This window comes from Lentilitoribacter sp. EG35 (assembly GCF_040784015.1).
Classification (GTDB): domain Bacteria; phylum Pseudomonadota; class Alphaproteobacteria; order Rhizobiales; family Rhizobiaceae; genus Lentilitoribacter.
This window is the reverse complement of the sequence record NZ_JBFNGQ010000011.1, coordinates 1-17,930: the sequence shown is the minus strand read 5'-3', so window position 1 is coordinate 17,930 and position 17,930 is coordinate 1. Positions and strand designations below refer to the sequence as shown.

The 17,930-nt window shown below is 44.2% G+C and carries 15 protein-coding genes and 3 pseudogenes; 7 read left to right on the top strand and 11 right to left on the bottom strand.

All coding sequences use genetic code 11. From position 1 onward, the window contains the following. Window position 1 precedes the first annotated feature (1 nt). From AB2J24_RS16495 to AB2J24_RS16485, 3 genes are all read right to left on the bottom strand, one after another. The gene (locus tag AB2J24_RS16495) at window positions 2–1,375 is read right to left on the bottom strand and encodes a TRAP transporter large permease (protein WP_162652219.1); all 1,374 of its coding nucleotides are present in this window, start codon (window positions 1,373–1,375) and stop codon (window positions 2–4) included. Window positions 1,376–1,378: 3 nt separating this feature from the next. After that, a complete protein-coding gene (locus AB2J24_RS16490) occupies window positions 1,379–2,113 on the bottom strand; it encodes a TRAP transporter small permease (protein ID WP_162652220.1) in 735 nt (244 codons plus the stop codon). A 98-nt stretch (window positions 2,114–2,211) separates the two neighbouring features. After that, the gene (locus AB2J24_RS16485) at window positions 2,212–3,216 is read right to left on the bottom strand and encodes a TRAP transporter substrate-binding protein (RefSeq protein ID WP_162652221.1); all 1,005 of its coding nucleotides are present in this window, start codon (window positions 3,214–3,216) and stop codon (window positions 2,212–2,214) included. A gap of 210 nt (window positions 3,217–3,426) precedes the next feature. Between AB2J24_RS16485 and AB2J24_RS16480 the strand changes: the two genes are divergently transcribed. Beyond that, window positions 3,427–5,181 (top strand): ATP-binding protein, encoded by a 1,755-nt coding sequence (locus AB2J24_RS16480; protein ID WP_367386270.1) that lies wholly within the window; start codon window positions 3,427–3,429, stop codon window positions 5,179–5,181. Then, entirely contained in the window at window positions 5,178–6,398 is a 1,221-nt protein-coding gene (locus AB2J24_RS16475) for a sigma-54-dependent transcriptional regulator (protein ID WP_367386269.1), read from the top strand. Before AB2J24_RS16480 ends, AB2J24_RS16475 begins: the two co-directional genes overlap by 4 nt. Before the next feature lie 282 nt (window positions 6,399–6,680). On the opposite strand, the pseudogene AB2J24_RS16470 reads toward AB2J24_RS16475, so the two are convergent. Both AB2J24_RS16470 and cysQ read right to left on the bottom strand, forming a co-directional pair. After that, window positions 6,681–7,331 (bottom strand): annotated as a pseudogene (locus AB2J24_RS16470) (IS6 family transposase). Window positions 7,332–7,442: 111 nt separating this feature from the next. Then, complete coding sequence (gene cysQ / locus AB2J24_RS16465; RefSeq protein ID WP_367386268.1) at window positions 7,443–8,231, bottom strand: 3'(2'),5'-bisphosphate nucleotidase CysQ; 789 nt, start codon at window positions 8,229–8,231, stop codon at window positions 7,443–7,445. 40 nt (window positions 8,232–8,271) lie between these two features. Between cysQ and AB2J24_RS19900 the strand changes: the two are divergent. From AB2J24_RS19900 to AB2J24_RS16455, 3 genes and pseudogenes are all read left to right on the top strand, one after another. Continuing rightward, window positions 8,272–8,356: pseudogene (locus AB2J24_RS19900) on the top strand (IS6 family transposase); the annotation flags it as partial. A 264-nt stretch (window positions 8,357–8,620) separates the two neighbouring features. Next, window positions 8,621–10,564 carry a putative bifunctional diguanylate cyclase/phosphodiesterase gene (locus AB2J24_RS16460; protein WP_367386383.1) on the top strand — a complete coding sequence of 648 codons (1,944 nt, stop codon included), beginning with the start codon at window positions 8,621–8,623 and terminating at the stop codon, window positions 10,562–10,564. 78 nt (window positions 10,565–10,642) lie between these two features. Further along, on the top strand, window positions 10,643–11,581 hold the full coding sequence (locus tag AB2J24_RS16455; RefSeq protein WP_162653581.1) for a phytanoyl-CoA dioxygenase family protein: 939 nt from the start codon (window positions 10,643–10,645) through the stop codon (window positions 11,579–11,581). 11 nt (window positions 11,582–11,592) lie between these two features. Here the strand turns inward: AB2J24_RS16455 and AB2J24_RS16450 are convergent, their stop codons facing one another. Continuing rightward, window positions 11,593–12,972: an MATE family efflux transporter gene (locus AB2J24_RS16450; RefSeq protein ID WP_367386267.1), complete on the bottom strand. Its 1,380-nt coding sequence runs from the start codon at window positions 12,970–12,972 to the stop codon at window positions 11,593–11,595. Window positions 12,973–13,227: 255 nt separating this feature from the next. On the opposite strand from AB2J24_RS16450, the gene AB2J24_RS16445 reads away from it, so the two are divergent. Further along, a complete protein-coding gene (locus AB2J24_RS16445) occupies window positions 13,228–13,842 on the top strand; it encodes a DUF2239 family protein (protein WP_367386266.1) in 615 nt (204 codons plus the stop codon). 45 nt (window positions 13,843–13,887) lie between these two features. Next, window positions 13,888–14,535 (top strand): CatB-related O-acetyltransferase, encoded by a 648-nt coding sequence (locus tag AB2J24_RS16440; RefSeq protein ID WP_367386265.1) that lies wholly within the window; start codon window positions 13,888–13,890, stop codon window positions 14,533–14,535. Between the two features lie 40 nt (window positions 14,536–14,575). Here AB2J24_RS16440 and AB2J24_RS16435 read toward each other — a convergent pair whose 3' ends face one another. From AB2J24_RS16435 to tuf, 5 genes and pseudogenes are all read right to left on the bottom strand, one after another. Next, entirely contained in the window at window positions 14,576–15,064 is a 489-nt protein-coding gene (locus tag AB2J24_RS16435; protein WP_367386264.1) for a hypothetical protein, read from the bottom strand. 183 nt (window positions 15,065–15,247) lie between these two features. Further along, complete coding sequence (locus AB2J24_RS16430; protein ID WP_367386263.1) at window positions 15,248–15,808, bottom strand: L,D-transpeptidase; 561 nt, start codon at window positions 15,806–15,808, stop codon at window positions 15,248–15,250. An 80-nt stretch (window positions 15,809–15,888) separates the two neighbouring features. Next, window positions 15,889–16,212, bottom strand: a complete 324-nt coding sequence (locus AB2J24_RS16425) for a hypothetical protein (RefSeq protein WP_367386262.1) — start codon at window positions 16,210–16,212, stop codon at window positions 15,889–15,891. Window positions 16,213–16,460: 248 nt separating this feature from the next. Next, window positions 16,461–17,387 carry a 23S rRNA (adenine(1618)-N(6))-methyltransferase RlmF gene (gene rlmF / locus AB2J24_RS16420; RefSeq protein ID WP_162652231.1) on the bottom strand — a complete coding sequence of 309 codons (927 nt, stop codon included), beginning with the start codon at window positions 17,385–17,387 and terminating at the stop codon, window positions 16,461–16,463. Window positions 17,388–17,803: 416 nt separating this feature from the next. Further along, a pseudogene (tuf, locus tag AB2J24_RS16415) lies at window positions 17,804–17,930 on the bottom strand (elongation factor Tu); the annotation flags it as partial.

Below are 17,930 nucleotides of genomic sequence, written 5' to 3'. Positions count from 1 at the left end.
TCTAATTGGTGATGATTTCGGGCCCCATGAAATAGGTCGGCAATGCTGTTGATATCAATGGTATGTAAGTAACCATGATTAGGAACACAAACAGAATACTTAACCAAGGCAAAGCAGCTTTAACTACATTCCACATTGGCATTCCAGCAACACCAGATGTTACGAACAGGTTCAGACCTACAGGTGGTGTAATCATGCCAATTTCCATATTTACGACCATGATAATACCAAGGTGAATAGGGTCGATCCCGAGTTCTATAGCAATCGGGAACACAAGAGGTGCCACGATTACAATCAGACCGGACGGCTCCATAAATTGGCCGCCAATCAACAAGATGATGTTCACAACTATCAGAAATGCCCACCACTCAAGGCCAGCATCGAGCATGGCGCCTGCTATCTGTTGTGGAATTTGCTCATCCGTCAATACGTGTTTGAGGATTAAAGCATTGGCGATAATAAACATCAATGTGATGGTTAGTTTGCCTGCTTCAAACAATGTTTTGCGCGTATCTTCATGCACAAAAGCCGTGAATAAAGTATGAGGTTTCTTCAAAAATGAGTAGTTCTTACCATCGTTGTTGGCCAAAGGACCCATGTCACGATAAATAAATACTGCGATAATAAATGCATAAACGGAGGCAACTGCCGCAGCTTCAGTGGGAGTAAAGATACCACCATAAATACCGCCCAGAATAATCACAATCAGAAACAGGCCCCAACCCGCTTCACGACCCGAGGCAAACACTTCGCCCCACCCTTTCCATTCGCCCTTTGGCAGGTTTTTGATCTTGGCAACAATATAAATTCCTGCCATCAACATACCACCTGCCATCAAACCTGGAATGACACCTGCGAGAAACATACGTCCCACGGACACATCTGTGGCTGATGCATAAACAACCATAACAATGGATGGAGGAATTAGAATGCCTAATGTTCCAGCGTTACAGATAATTCCGGCAGCAAATTCTTTAGAATACCCCACCTGTCGCATACCTGCGATAACAATAGACCCAATTGCAACCACAGTAGCCGGAGATGAACCCGATAGAGCTGCAAACAACATACATGCGAACACGCCTGCAATTGCCAAGCCACCTGGCAAATGTCCCACAAGCGCAATTGAGAATCGAATAATCCGCTTAGCCACACCACCGGTGGACATAAAACTGGAAGCCAGAATGAAAAACGGAATGGCGAGCAATGTATAGTGACCGGCCATAGCTTCATAAAAAGTTTGTGCGATAGACGCTAGCGAGCTATCAGATGCTAGCAGCAGAAATGAAATTGAACTTAACCCAAGTGCAACAGCAATTGGAACACCAAGCAAAAGGAGCGTGATGATCGCGGCAAATAATAGAGCAACTTCCATAACTTAGCCCTCCTTCTTGTTCTGCTGTTCGTCGGCTGCAACCATCGCCGCAGCTTCTTCCACGGCATCTTCTGCCTCGTGACTAACGATGATCAAATCACGAGTTCCTCTCACAACAGAAAGCCCTAACTGACAAAACCTAAAAAGCAACAATCCAAATCCAACAGGTAATACAAAATACGGTACGAGGCGCGGAAGCTTCTCATAAGCTTCGCCATCGTTAAACCAAGTGGCTAAAAACTGAAAAACGGGTGGCATGTCGATATCATTGGTTTCGTACCAACCTTTGCCTAAGAAATCTGCTTCAAATCCAGTTGGAAACCAGCGGCCAGTTGTTTGTGGAAGATTGGCAAAATTTGACCAAAAATCCCACCCACCTTTAAACAGCAAGAACGCATATATGATGCAACATAAGACAGAGACATATGCCATCGCCCGCCTTATGTCCTTTGGCATGAGATTAAGCACCGCATCCACACCCAAATGAGAAACCGTTTTAACGCAATAACTAATGCCAAGAATAACAAGCCATGCAAACAAAATCGTCGTTAATTCCAGCCCCCACAGCAGTTGAGTTGGCAAATGTAATGCTACTGTAATGGGTTGGAAAACCTCTGCATTAAAAACATAACGAACAACCACATTTACAAATGTGATGAGGGTCATAAGCCCCAATATCAAAGCGATAAGGTTTTCTTCGATTTTATCTGTGAATGTAAGTTTGGATGCTTCACTCATTCGCCCACGCCTCCCATGCGAAGTGAATAAACTTTTAAAAAATGCGGAGGAAAGGTTCCACCGCATCTTTCATTTTCTTAAGTGTAAATCACTCGGATTTATTTTGCCATCATGTTGATTTTTTGAGCAGCAGCGATGTTGTCTGCGCCAACGTCGCCCTCAAACTTTGCCCAAACTGGCTTCATAACTTCAACCCATGCAGCTCGCTGTTCAGGGCTTAACTCACGAACAACACCACCAGCGGCAATTACCGCAGCTTTCGCTTCTTGATTAACTTTTGCTGATTCGGCATTACGTGTTTGGGTTACTTCTGACATGATTGTAGCAAGCTGATCGCGAACATCAGCATCTAGTCCATCCCACCATTTAGTAGAGGTTACAACCAGATAATCCAAAATACCGTGGTTAGATTCCGTCACACCATCCTGTACTTCAAAGAATTTTTTGCCGTAAATATTTGACCAAGTGTTTTCCTGACCATCCACAACGCCCGTTTGCAGAGCACCATAAACTTCAGAGAATGCCATTTTTTGTGGAATGCCGCCGATTGCATCCATCTGTGCAACAAGCACATCAGAAGACTGAACACGGAACTTTAGGCCTTTGGCATCTGTTGGTTCAATAAGCGGCTTACTAGCTGAGATTTGTTTCATGCCATTGTGCCAAAAAGCTAAACCAAGAAGGCCACGTTTCTTCATTGAATTTTTCATAGCTTGGCCAGCTTCCGAGCTTTGGAAAGCATCAACCGCATTTACATCATTAAACATGAATGGCAGATCAAATAGACGGAATTGTTTTGTAAATTTTTCAAATTTGGAAAGCGACGGTGCCGCCATTTGAACATCACCGAGAAGCAAAGCTTCAAGAACTTTGTCATCGTTATAGAGACTTGAGTTAGGAAAAACTTCCATACAAGCTTTACCGTTCATTTCCTCATTCACGCGTTTTTCAAGCAATGTGGCCGCAATGCCTTTTGGATGCTTGTCTGTATTTGTCACATGACTAAACTTGATAACAATTTCACCATCATCGCAATTGGCAAATGCTACACTTGGTACCATAACAACAGCTGCAACGCATGCAGCTTTCAATAAATTTTTCATATTGTTCTCCCAGGAATTAACAATCGACCTTCCAGCCGTGAGGATAGATCATACTTTCGATATTCTTTTTTCAAGTATTTTTTTCTAGAAAAAATTTACCCATAAAAAACAGATAGATAACTCGTTCGACACGATTGATATTTGCATTTGTGCGAAATTTCGCACAAGCTCAACGAAAGACGAATACACCTTTAAAGGACGCCAAACCCAGTGTTAAAGTTGATAAAACACAATCTGCTCTATGTCATCTATGTTTGCATTGCACTGGCAGTTACAGCGGCTATTTTTATTAATTCATACCACCGGAATCTTGATCAACTGGAAAACAGCGGCCAGATTAGAATTGAGCAGATTTCTGAACGATTATTGGGCAGAATAGAGAGCTTCCAACAGCTCCCGAATTTGCTCGCAAACCGTCAGGAAATCCAAACACTACTCGCGGATAATGTATCAAATGATATTGTCAATGACATTCTACTGCGATCGGCCTTGTTGACCGGCGCCACTGAAATATTTGTACTTGATGAAGCCGGAATTTTGGTCGCCCAATCAAGTATTTATTCTGGCTCCGCTCCATCACAAACAGATTTTTTAAATGAACCATATGTTCGTGCAGCTATGAATGGTCGACTTGGATTTTATCATTCACTTGATTCAGGTGATGGAAGTAGGAGTTTTTATTTTGCAAGAGGTGTCATTACCAATAGTACTAAGCCGATGGGCGCAGTCGTTGTAAAAGTTGGCGTTGACCGGCTAGAATTTGGCTGGAGTTTTGACGAAGAAGTCGTAACTTTTTTTGATAATCACAATGTGGTTTTTGTAACCAACCGCCCATCTCTCACACTTCAAATCGATGACTTAAACTTTGATAAGAACAATAACTATAACTTCCCTGAATATGACTATAAACTGCTGAAAAAATTTCCAAATTATACAAAGTCTAATATCTTTAAGCATGAGATACTAAATTTTGAGAAGGCAAATAATCTACCGCTACAGGCGCTGGTTCTGTCTAAGTATATTCCACAAATTGATTTAACAGCTAAGGGCTACTTTAACACAAAAGCCGCATTTGCGAATGCACGTCTGCAGGCTCTGTTAAGTGTCGCCATTTTCTCCGGATTTGGTGTAACATTTTGGGCATTGTGGCAACGGCGCCAACGCCTCACTGATCGACTTGCCGTTGAAGAGGCTGCAAACACGAGGCTTGAAGCTCGCGTAGAGGAACGAACCGCGCAGTTGAACAAGGCACAAGATCAGCTTGTTCAGGCAAGCAAATTGACAGCGTTAGGGCAATTGTCAGCGGGTATTGCTCACGAACTTAACCAACCATTGGCAGCTATTCAAAATTTTGCAGATACTGGAAAAAAACTATTAGAGCGTGAAAGGACCAGCGAAGCAACTGAGAATCTTGAACATATAACTCAACAGACCGCACGAATGAACCGCATTATTAAAAACCTCCGCTCCTTTGCACGGAAGGAAATCGAAAAATTTGAAACGGTGAATTTACAAACAATAATCTACAGCAGTCTTAATCTCACTGAAATGCGCTGCAAAAACGAGAGCGTGGAAGTCATAACGATCGGTATTGAAAAACACTGCCTTGTTAGCGCAGGCAAAGTGCGTCTTGAACAAGTGATGGTCAATATAATCTCAAACGCAATAGATGCGATGTTAGATCAAGATGACAGAATCATAAGAATTGAACTCAGTGAAAATGAAGGAGCAGCCTTAATTAAGGTGTCGGATAATGGCCCTGGCTTAGACGATCCAAAACGTGTTTTTGAACCATTTTACTCAACAAAAGATGTCGGATCCAGCAAAGGCCTAGGTCTGGGTTTGGCCATATCTCATGGTATAATTGGTAGCTTTGGTGGGGATCTTTACTGTGAGAACCAAACTCATGGCGGAGCACTTTTTACTATTTCATTACCATTACTATCGGACGGCCCAACAAAATGACAAACCAGATATTATTGATAGAAGATGATGATGCGCTTCGCTTCTCACTCGCGCAAGCATTTGACCTTGAGGGATTTAAGGTCATTCAATCCTCAAACTTTGATCAAGCTCGACGCACCATTAGAGCCAATTTTAATGGTGTTATCTTATCAGATATCCGCATGCCAGGAAAAGACGGTTTTGATGTGTTGCAATATTCGCAAGGCGCTGATCCAGATTTACCTGTGGTATTATTAACAGGTGAGGCAGACGTTCCAATGGCGCTTCGCGCAATGCGCCAAGGCGCCTATGATTTCATCGAGAAACCGTGCAAGGTTGACTACCTCATCGAAGTCATGAAACGTGCATTAGAACAAAGGCAACTTGTTCTACGAAATCGAAAGATAGAACGCGATTTAGCTCGAAACGATCTTGCCGCGGTTAACTTCCCAGGCAATTCAGCTGCGACAAAAGACCTTCGAAAAGCTATACGTGCAGCTGCAAATACGAATTCGAATATCCACCTATCAGGGCCGGAAGGGATTGGACGGCGTGTTGCCGCTCATACAATTCATAAACTATCCGATCAACAGTGTCAGTTTATATCAATATCAATTTCAAATAATGAATGGCACAAGTTGGAGAATGTTGGTCAGACGGAATATCAATTGGATGTTCTGATTAAAAACTTGGAGCGCGCCACCAGCGAAGATAGGAGTAGAATAGTTGTACTTCTGCAAAGAGATCGTAATTTTAGAATCATAACCTCTTCTATAAAGTCATTTTCGGAACATCGTGAAACCTCCACCGATCAGGAATTGTATGATCTCCTAGCTCCTATTGAAATCAGAATTCCCACATTTGCGCAACGGCGCGAAGATATTCCAGAGATTTTTGAAACGCTTGTACGCCAAGTTGTAAGAACACGAAATGAGGATATGCCAGAAATTACCGAGGGCATCATCACAGAAGTCATGACAGGAAAATGGCAGAAGAACCTTGTTGATCTTAGAGAACTTGCAAGCAAATTTGTGTCCGAAGCAAGTAAAAGTGAGCGGAGCGAGTTTCCGTCCACACTAGCTCAACGCATGGACACTTTTGAAAGGTTAAACCTAATCGAAGCCCTTAAAAGGCATAAAGGCCAGGCAGCAACAGCCGCTGAAGAGCTCGGTTTGCCGCGCAAAACATTTTATGACCGCCTTAAACGTTACAGCTTACTGCCCAAAGACTACACTTAGGTCTGCTAATCGATTGTTGGACTTACCGTTTGGAGAGATTTTCTGTTAGATTGAGGTAACAGGAGGTCTTTATGAGGCACTGTAAAGTTAACTTACCGTCCCTTTAATTTTACGATTAGATGGCATGATCCAATCTTCTAACTACTCGCTCTATCACCATCACCGGTTTCCACCCGATGTCATCGCTCATGCGGTTTTTGCTATATTTCCGGTCTCCGTTAAACCTGTGGGTGATGTCACGTTATTTTCAACTACTTGCAGTGACGGAGCCTTATGCCAACTTCAGAAGTCAGCGGTCACTGTTTTCCACTGAACCATTGCGGTCAACTGATGATTATAAATGTGTACAGCGTTATGCTCTGAGCGAGGTGGGACGAAGAGATTTCTCAGAGCGGAGAAAATAGTTATAAGCCGTTGCAAGGAATCGACGGAACGGAAACCTTGCAATATCCTTTCTCGCTTTCGCAATGGGACCTGAGAATTCTCTACCCGATTATTGAGACCTTTGTTGGAACGATGTTTATATGAGGCATGAGCTGACGGCTAGCGGTACCTAAGATTCAAGCTTATCTGTTATCATTCGTTTGGGTGTCATACCTTGTTTCCTCAGTAATCGTCGCAACAAACGCTTTGCTGCTTTGGTATTACGCAGCGATTGTACGATCTCATCGAGGACGGTCCATCTTGATCAACTGCTCACCAGAGCCAATGTTTCTTGCCACGAATGCTGATGGCAACCTCATCCAAATACCAAATATCATTTGGACTGGGTTGCTTGCGATTTAGCTGACAGACATGGTTTGGACCAAACTTAATCCCCCAGCGGCGGATAGTTTCGTAGGAGACGACAATCCCATGCTCCAGCAGCATTTCCTTAACCAAACGCAAACTAAGTGGAAACCGAAAGTATAGCCAAACGGCTCGTGCAATGATGTCCGGCGGAAAACACTGATGTTTAGCTAACTGGTGATTGGTTCATACCTAAGCTTCTAAAACAAATCTCATTGCCATTAAATTAATGTGACATCACCCAAAAAACTTGGACTAAATAAGTCCTCGCCCAATGAAACTGGGGTTTAAAATCTCTTTCTTCCCATATTGTAATGGAGTACCACAGGTCTGGAACAGCATTCCACCTGCCCCCCTGAGAACAGCATCTGCGGCGGCGGTGTCCCATTCACACGTTGGCGCCAATCGCGGATACAAATCCGCACGCCCATCTGCTATCATGCAAATTTTTATAGAACTTCCTACCTGAACAAGCTCTGCATTCGCATACTTTTCGATAAAGTCTTTTGTTTCATCATTCAAATGACTCGCACTCGCTACGATGCGTACTTTCGAGCCAGTTTTACATACCGAAATTTCTTCCCTGATCTTGCCATCATTTTTCCAAGCTCCAATGAGAGCTCCACCCCAATAAATTAATCCGCTTGCAGGAGCATAAACAACACCAAAAACTGGAGACCCATTATGGATGAGAGCAATATTAACAGTGAAACCTCCATTGCGCTTGATAAACTCTTTTGTGCCATCTAGTGGGTCAATCAACCAGTACATATCACTCGGGTTTATCTTCTCTAATTGAGAGATATTTTCTTCCGATATTATTGCAATAGAAGGTGTTAATTTTGCTATTCCATTCTCAATAATTAGATTAGCAGCAATATCCGCTTTTGTAAGCGGGCTATCATCATCTTTTATTTCAACACCAAAATCACGGCTATTATAAATTTCCATAATCTTTTCACCTGCATCTTTGGCGATCGCAATGAGTGACTTATGGAAAACGGGATCTTTTAAAACATCATCGTCTATTTTATGATAAGGCATAGTGGTTTTCCCTTCAGGCAATTTAGAGATCAAAACATATATGCAGGGTTTCAGATCGGTGGGGGTCTCTACAACGGTTTGTCTCTATTTTCTCTGCACTAAGAAATTTCTTTGTTCCACCTAGCTGAAAACATAACACTAAACAAATCCAAATTTACCGCCTCGCAGCAATAGCGGAATGAAATACTGTCACCGCAAGTGCTTAATATCAGAACTTTGGAGAAAACTTGAGGAGGAGTGCTATGACTTCATTCCTACTATGTTCATAAGTTTTCTACTTGATAGAAGTAACACGTAATAAGTTATAAGTTCAAACAATCGAATATTAAGTATTTCTTTGTATACTGAAGTACAATACTTAATTCTCGGAGCCCCCGCACGTGATTAAAATGGTGATTGCAAAGCTAATGCCCATAAATGCGGCGCCAAGAGATCACCCTGAGTTATTGAAAGCGCAACTCCTTGTTGGCGCAAAACAATTTCCATTAATGTATCTTGTATTAACAGTTAACTTGTGGACGTTAGCAAGTTGTTTTATAGGCGTTGCGCCACATTGGTTGTCACTCATCGTGCCAATACTTTTCACGATTGCTTTTGGTTACCGTGCGTTAACCTGGCATAAGATGGAAGACGCCTCAACCAACCCCGATTTTGCTTTTCTGGCATTGAAATCTGTTCGGCGACGTGCCTTAATTTTTTCTGGATTCCTAGTTATTTGGATGCTGATGCTCTTTCCCCACGGCAATGGAGATATGCACGTACGTATCGGTTTTTTTGCCGCGATGAATTGTATTGGCCTTGTCATATTCTTTCAACGCCTCCATTCATCGGCTTATGCGATTATGGGTATAACAATCACCCCCATAATTATGTTTGCTATCTATACCCAAAACTCAAACCTTACATCAATAATGGTCAATATTGGTCTGGTTAGTTTACTGTTGTTGATAGTTGTGCGCATGCAAACACAAGACTTTATAGACATGGTGAATGCTCGCATAAAGCTTGAGAGGATTGGCGCTGAAAATCTGCAAATAGCCAATCAAGATAGCCTGACTGGGCTTACCAATAGACGACAATTTTTTTCTCATCTGGAAGTTGCGTTTGAAATTGCGAAAAAGAAGAACAAACGAATTGCCATCGGGATCATCGATCTTGATGGTTTTAAGCCAGTCAACGATCTATATGGTCACGCAATGGGTGACAGTCTTCTCATTGAGGTAGGTCAACGGTTATCAGCGCTGACCGATGAACACACATCGGTTTCTCGTCTGGGTGGCGACGAATTTGCTATAACTTTTACTAATTGCCCTGATGATGCTGAGCTACTTGATCGCGGAAACAAATTTTGTGACACTCTTCGAGAACCGTTCACAATAGCCGACGCATGCCTCGAGATTTCCGGATCAATCGGATTTGCGACTTTCCCAGAACTTGCGGAAGATGCAGAAGAACTTTATGAGCGCGCAGATTATGCTCTTTACCACAGCAAACACAATAATCGCGGTGAGGCATTTTTGTTTTCACACAAGCACATTCAGGAAATTGATGCTCAGAACAAGTTAGAGCAAACGCTCTCGAGAGCCAACCTGAAAGACGAGATGTCGGTTGTATTTCAACCAATCATCGACTGCAAAATTCAACAGACCGTCGCTTTTGAAGCACTCGCGCGGTGGAACAGTCCCAAAATGGGTTCTGTGTCCCCCTGTCACTTTATCCCTGCTGCAGAACGCTTGGGGTTAATTGGTAACTTGACCAAAATCCTTCTAGAAAAAGCGTTGAGCGTCGCTGTGAAATGGCCGAATTACATCCGCCTTTCATTCAACCTTTCTGCGCACGACATTTGCTCCGCCGAAGGTATATCACGGATTCTTGGCATCATCCACGCAAGCGGCATCGATGCAAACCGATTAGACTTTGAAATTACAGAAACTGCAATGATGCATGACCGTGATCAAGCTATCACATCTATAGAGATGCTTAAAATGCTAGGCTGTGGAATTGCCTTGGATGATTTTGGAACAGGCTATTCCAGCCTAACACAGCTACATGCAATGCCACTTACGAAAATTAAAATTGACCGCAGTTTTGTGATTGATCTTAATGAATATAGCGCCAGCTTTAAAATCGTAAAATCGCTGATCGCGCTCAGTTCGGACATGGACATCGGGTGTATTCTTGAAGGCGTAGAAACCGCTGAAGAATTGACAGCAATCGAATCCCTTGGTGGTCAATTTATACAAGGTTATTTCTATTCAAAACCATTATTGGAAAGCGAACTTGCAGAATTCATAGAGGAAACAAGTTCACTACGTCACGCAGACACACATTAATTCCATTTCCCAAATTTTATCTTGAGCATATAAAAAAATCCACATACTCTGACCTTAACAAAATTTAGGAGGGTAATGATGCAACCTACAGCGCAAGAGATCAGTCATCCAGTTAGCGACAAGGTTACAACGCAACTTAAAGACATCAAAAAGCAGTTACCGTTGCGTGTTCTAAGCGAGGAGGATTGGCAACATTGGATTACAAAAGGTTATGTAATTGTTCGAAAAGCAGTGCCGCAGGAGAATGTGGAACGGCTTGTTGATCTTCTATGGGAGTTTGATGAGAAAGAGCCCAGTGATCCTTCAACATGGTATGCGCCTGAACGCCGCCCACACGTTCGCAAGGAATTAAACAATGCGGGTATGGTGGAGATTTATAATCACCAATATCTGTGGGATAATCGCATGTCGCAACGCGTCTACGATGCCTTTGTTGATATCTGGGACAGAACAGATCTATGGACAACCATAGATCGAGCAAATCTCAATCCGCCCAAGCAAGACAAATCGGGTAATTCTGAAGGTTTTATTCATTGGGATGTGGATACCAACCAACGCCCTCTCCCCATCGGCGTGCAAGGCGTTCTTAGCCTTAAAGTTCAAAATGATGAAACAGGTGGTTTTCAATGTGTCCCCTATTTGTTTGAACATTTTGATGAATGGGTAAAAACGCAAAGCGAGGATCGAAATCCTCTTATGCCGGATATGACAGGCTTGGAACGCGAAAATATCAGCCTCAATCCCGGTGATTTGATGATATTCAACTCGCTTCTAGCTCATGGCGTGCGGCCTAACTTTTCAGATGATCAAGTCCGGATGGCGCAGTATATTTCCATGCACCCGGCTGACTTTGAAAATGAAGAAGAACGGAACGAGCGGGTTCGCTTGTGGCGAGAAATGGAGCCACCCAATCGCCCGGACTTTCCTGGCGATCCGAGAGATTGGGAGAAGAAAAATGCTAAAACAGCTGAGCTTAACGAACTTGGCAAAAAGCTGTTAGGTCTAGAAAGCTGGTAGGTATGCCCCTGCTATACTGTCTGTTCTAATAGACCTAATCTTTGACCAGTAGATTTCCATCGCCTGAATAAAACGGTTACTGTCAAGGTTAGAACAAGAAGTTCTGCGACGATACCAGCTGCCCATATACCAACTTCCCCGATGATAAATGGCAACATAAACGTTAAAGGCAGACCAAATAAATATGTTCTGGAAAGACCGAGAATAGCAGCACGAGACGCATCTCCAATTGCCTGAAAATAAGTGCCAATCATCATAAGCGGACCGAAGATAAACATAAGCACCACCATATAGGGCAGAATACGTCCTACTTCGCCAATGATCGCAGTATCTGACACGAATATTGATCCAATATCATGTCGACTTGAGATAAACGTGAATTCAATCACAACACAATAGATGAACGCCATTATAATCGCGAGCTTAAGAGTTTGATTGGACCTCACCAGGCTTTGTGCCCCGAAATTATTTCCCACAATCGTTTGAAAGGCCATGCTCAAACCCAGCAGCGGCAAAAATGCGAAAGTCATAAGCCGTGTTGTAATACCATACGCACCTGCTGTTGCTTCGTAAGCATTACCCGCCCACAGTTGAAGGCAATATAATGTCAAACCAGCCGCTAATGATATGCCAAGATAACCAAGGCTTGTCGGCGCACCAAGCGCTAAAAACTCACCCCAATAGGAAAAGCCGGATTTGAGCGCAAAAAATGGTCTGCGATGACCTGAAACTAAGCGGTAGATGATGATTGCAGACATGGAACATATCTGTGCCAACACTGTTCCATAGGCCGACCCTGCCACGCCCCATCCAAATTCAGCGATAAACAAATAGTCAAATGCGATATTTAAAAGCGTCGACATCAACGTGACGGCGGCCATTGCCTTCAACAATCCTTCGCTACGCAATGCGTCGATGCTAATTGATAGAACGAAAACCAAAGGCGAACAAAAAATTAGAATGGAAATATAGGTATATCCCATATCTGCAAGCAGTTCGGACCCATTTGCCACCATCAAAGCGAGCTGATTGCCGCCGAGCAGAAACACACCTATGAATATAGCACAGACGGCGAGTGACAGGTGAATAGCCTGTGCAAAAATCCTATTGATCTCGCCTTTGTTATTTGCACCAAGCGCACGGGCCAAAACGCTGGAGAAGCCGTTTGATACCAGTGTCGATAGGGCAATAAGCAACATGTAAAGCGGGAACATCAACGTCACCGCTGTTAGCGCATCAGCCCCCACATATTCGCCTAAAAAGTAAGCATCAACAATTGTGAAAAAGCCATTCATGCCCATAACGACAATGATAGGCGTTGCTGTTTTTGCGAATAATAATGGGATTGACCCGCTTAAAAATATATTCTCGTCGGAATTTTTGTCATTCATTTTTATACTCTTCCAGAGGCCGTTTGGCACTATTTATACCGGGAGAAATGGAGCTCGCATTACCATTGACCCTGCATAAAACTGAAAACAGCTCATGAGTGAAACAAAACTTTTACCAAATTAACGAACGGCGGGCAGCTTCAGCCAGATAATCTGATAGGCTCATGCACCATCCATGTCAATTTGATATTTTGATAAAAAAATTTTATCCGGATAAAATTGACAAATTTATTTTACCCGGATAAAAACATTCACATGACTAAGACAGAAAAACCATCACAGAGTTACACATTGTTCCGCAATAATACTCTTGTGGCCAATGGTGATATGGCGGATATAAAAGCAAGCATTTTGGCAGTGAATGAACGGTTCCCTGAGGGAACCTATCTATGCTTTAATGACTTAACCGGAGAATATGTGGACGTAGACTTTCACACAGAAAAGTCCACAAAACCGCTCAAGAAACAGACAGAATTAAAACGGGGAAGACCTTCATTTCTCAAAGCACCTCGAGCAAAGACCAAAAAGACAGGCAGGCCCTCGCTGGGGGTGGTCGCGCGCGAGGTCACGTTGTTGCCCAGGCATTGGAAATGGCTCAACAGTCAATCATCCAGCGCATCATCTGCCCTGCGCGAGCTTATTGACGAGACAATCCGGACAGGCAGAAACCCTTTAGAAGCTCGAAACGCCATGGCGCGGGCTGACAAATTTATGTCCACCGCACTGGGTGATCAGCCCGGTTATGAAGAAGCATCCAGAGCACTATATCGTGCAGACAAAGAGACTTTTTATAAGCTCACTGAAGCATGGCCGAATGATCTGAAAAACTATGTAAAACAATTATCAAATCCGGCATTTGATGCTGGTTAAACGAACGAACACACTTCATAATCTGATATCTGAAAGCAGGTCACAATGACACTTCCTAATCCCGCTGAGCGAAACCCGCTCGTCTTGCCCGATGGTTCGCGCGACAGTGCAACGGTGTTTTTGCAAACCGTGATTGATCATCCGAATATCGAGGTGGGCGCCTATACATATTACCATGATGATGATCACCCTGAGGATTATGCGCGCACGCTTGCGCCATATCTGTTTCCCGGAGCGCCAGAGGCGTTGCAGATCGGCAAATTTTGCCAGATCGCCAAGGGCGTGCAATTTATAACAGCAACCGCAAACCATCCCATGACGGGCATTTCAACCTATCCATTCGCCATTTTCAATCCGGAACGTTTTGGCACCTATCGCGCCAGTCTGCCACGGGGCGAAGACACTGTGATTGGCAATGATTGCTGGATCGGACGCGAAGCTGTCATCATGCCCGGTGCAACACTTGGCAATGGAGTCATCGTGGCCACACGCGCGGTTGTGACGGGCCATGTGCCAGACTATGCCATTGTGGGTGGCAATCCGGCCAAGGTGATCAGAAAGCGCTTCTCAAAAAGCGACATTGCAAAACTGCTAGAGCTTGCTTGGTGGGATTGGGAACCAGATCACATTGCGCAGGCAATACCCGCCATTGAAGGCGGCGATGTTGACGCGCTTGCAGCGATGGCGAAATGATGGAGCAGCGCTCCCAACCTATTGCGGGCGCTGACAACCTCTAGCTTCGGATGAGTTTTTTGAACTCGCGTTCCAAAGCATCTGCTTGTTGTTCGCCGCGCAGGATATGTTGCAGCTCACCATCAGCATCAAACAGCAAGAGTGTGACATGCGGCACAGCGTATTTGTTGGCAAAGGCATCGCCTTTTCCTGAGCGGATGTTTGCCACAACATAATCTAACTCACCATCATCAAAGCGGCTCAGTGCAGCTCTGGTAGCACGTTGCAATCTTTGGCACACCGGACATTGCGGATCGTGAATTTGGACCACCGACGGTCGCCCCTGCCCTATGCGGGTTAAATCTTGCTCGTGCATTGTCGCACGGGTGGAATACGCGAGATAGCCGCCAGTTGCACCAACCACAGTAATACCTATAGCGCTGTTTCGCGCAAGGCGAATGAGTTTGCGGCGTGTCGGGTTGATCTCTGCTTGGTTCGTTATCTTAGCCGTTTTCGTCTTTTTCGATCTTGATTTCGGTTTTCTACTCATGAGATTTCCAATTCAAATTTCATTAGATATTTGTGAGCGCTCGCGAATGGTGCCTGCCATTGAGGCGAAAAGCCAAACCTGCCCCCCATCACATCATGGGAAGGCTTGGCTTTCCAACATCATCATACCGCGCGCGCTCACCTCAGGGCCTCCCGTGCTGGTAGGAAACCCAAACTTTATGTGCTAGATCACAATGACCCGTGCGCCCAGTGGCACGCGATTATACAGGTCCTCAACATGCGCATTGATCATGCGGATACAGCCTGATGAAACCGATTGGCCTATGGATGAAGGCTGGTTTGTGCCGTGGATGCGGAAATGCGTATCTCGACCATTTTTATAAAGGTAAAGCGCACGCGCGCCGAGCGGATTGTTGACCCCGCCTGCCAAGCCGCCTGCATATTTTGTATATTTCTTCGGCTCGCGGCGGATCATGTTTTGCGTTGGTGTCCAGCGTGGCCATTCTGCCTTCCGCTTGATGATGGCAGAACCTTTAAAGGCCAGACCAGCGCGCCCTACGCCAACGCCATATCTGCGCGCTTTGCGGTTGTTCTCAATGAAATACAAAAAGTGGTTTGCCGGATCAACAACGATCGTGCCAGGCTTAAGGTCGTTGCGATAGTTCACACGTCTTGGCTTGAATTTGCGCGGCAGTACAAATTTCTTTTTGGCAAGCGCATGTGTTGTCGGCAGTGCTGCAAGGGTCGCAAGCGAACCCGCAATGATTTGTCGTCTAGAAAGCATAGAATTATTCCTAATTTCAAAATATGTAAAAAAGCCATGCGCCCTTCAGGGGCGAAAAGCCTCGTTCTAATTCGTGAAATTTAGGATATGGGAGGGCGGAAATTCGGTGGTGATTGGCTTTTCACCTGTTCTGTCATCTGGAAAATGGTAAAATTCTTTTTGACAGATTGCGGCACGTGAATTGAGGAGAGCGGAACCAATCTGCAATCGGATTTACACGTGTTTGCATCTTGAAAGTTATTCTCTTCACAACACTGCACATCAGGAATGTGATCAGTATCGGCAAGCCCAACCTCGATCAAAGTAGGTTCAATAACATGATCCGCAAATGCCTGCATACTACCCGGAATAGACTGGATAGTAATGAAAAACAGCAAACAGAATGTTAAAATCGATCGCGCCATAAAATCACACTAATACGCGCGCGCGAAACAGGTCCAATAACATCTGATCACAGGTCTGTGAGCTTGGATGGGATTGTTAAACTTTATATCTATAAGCTAATCAGTTACGAACATTGCAAGTGATACAATAACCTTTTGATGTGTAGCCGTTTGGTTGTCTGCGGCCTGTGGTGCGCTCGCCTAATTTTGGCGCTTCCCTCGATGAGCGCGGTGATGCAAATGTCTGATCTGGTGGGTTGCCATCCAATCTATTTACTCGCTCCACTCATATACAAAGTTCGTTGACTTTTTGTAATGTAAGTCCAAGCAATAAAACGACTTGTTTTTTGCCCTTGCGCCATTTCGACGACTTTAAACTCAGCAACATTTGCCTTTCCTAAAATTTTGCAGAGTGGCTGGAGGTTATCTTTTTTCGACACCAATGAGCTAAACCACAGGCACTGATCGGCGAACTCCATGCTCTGTTCAACCATGCTAGCGATAAACTTTATCTCGCCACCCGGATACCAAAGTTCTGTGTTTTGACCGCCAAAATTGAGTTCTTTTGAATACCCCTTGCCAAGGTTACGCCATTTACGTTGGGTGCCTTTATTAGCTTGCTCTATAGAAGTATGAAAAGGTGGATTGCACAGGGTGATGTGATAAGAGTCGTGAGGTTCGATTACCCCTCTCAGGATATTTTCATGTATCTTTTGTCGTCTGAGGGTGATTTTCAGTTTATTAGATTGGCAAATTAGCTGTGCCGATTTGATAGCAGCCGGGTCTATGTCGACGCCAGTAAAGTGCCAGCCATATTCACTCTGGCCAATAAGGGGGTACACTAAGCTAGCACCGGTGCCTATGTCTAACGCTTTGATCTTACGCCCTCGGGGAATTTTTTGATTGTTGTCGTCAGCAAGCAAGTCGGCCAAATAGTGGATGTAGTCGACACGACCGGGTATAGGAGGGCATAGATAATTAGCAGGAATATCCCAAAAATTTATATTGTAATATGTCTTTAGCAATGCCTGATTAAGCATACGGACCGCCAACGCGTCTTGAAAATCAATAGTTGTCTGACCGACAGGGTTACTGATCGCGAATGCCTTAAGCTTCGGTGACTGTGCAATTAAACGCACAAAATCGTAACCTTCTCTATGTTGATTACGAGTGTGTAGCATAGTTTTAGTGGCCATGGGGAAGCCTTCATTAATATTGATGGAAGTAACTCGTCAAACCGTTCGTTGTACTTAAACCCGTATGCACAAATAGTAAAATTAATAGCGTATTACATAGGGATGATAAATTGGGAGTATCCGAAGTTTCGTGTATGAGGCTTAGCCCACGCGATTTCGATGGATCAATTATAAACCGTTCGGTGTAGCGGAATCCATTATTTGGGCTCGAAATACACTTTCGCTGCAGGAAGCGCCGATGCCTGCTAAGGGCTGAAGTAGATTTGAATTCAGTTTAATCTGAGTTTTTTAGTAATAAAAACTGTAACTCCAACAAAACCCCCGCCATTTCTGACGGGGGTCTTAAAACTCTCAAATGAGTTGTCGCTCAACGAACTTATTCGTTCCCTGTCGGGGCTAAAGCCCCTCGACGCCTCTTATTCAGTGATTGATGCAACGATACCGGCACCAACTGTGCGGCCGCCTTCGCGGATCGCAAAGCGAAGCTGGTCTTCCATCGCGATTGGAACGATCAACTCAACGTCGACTGTTACATTATCGCCT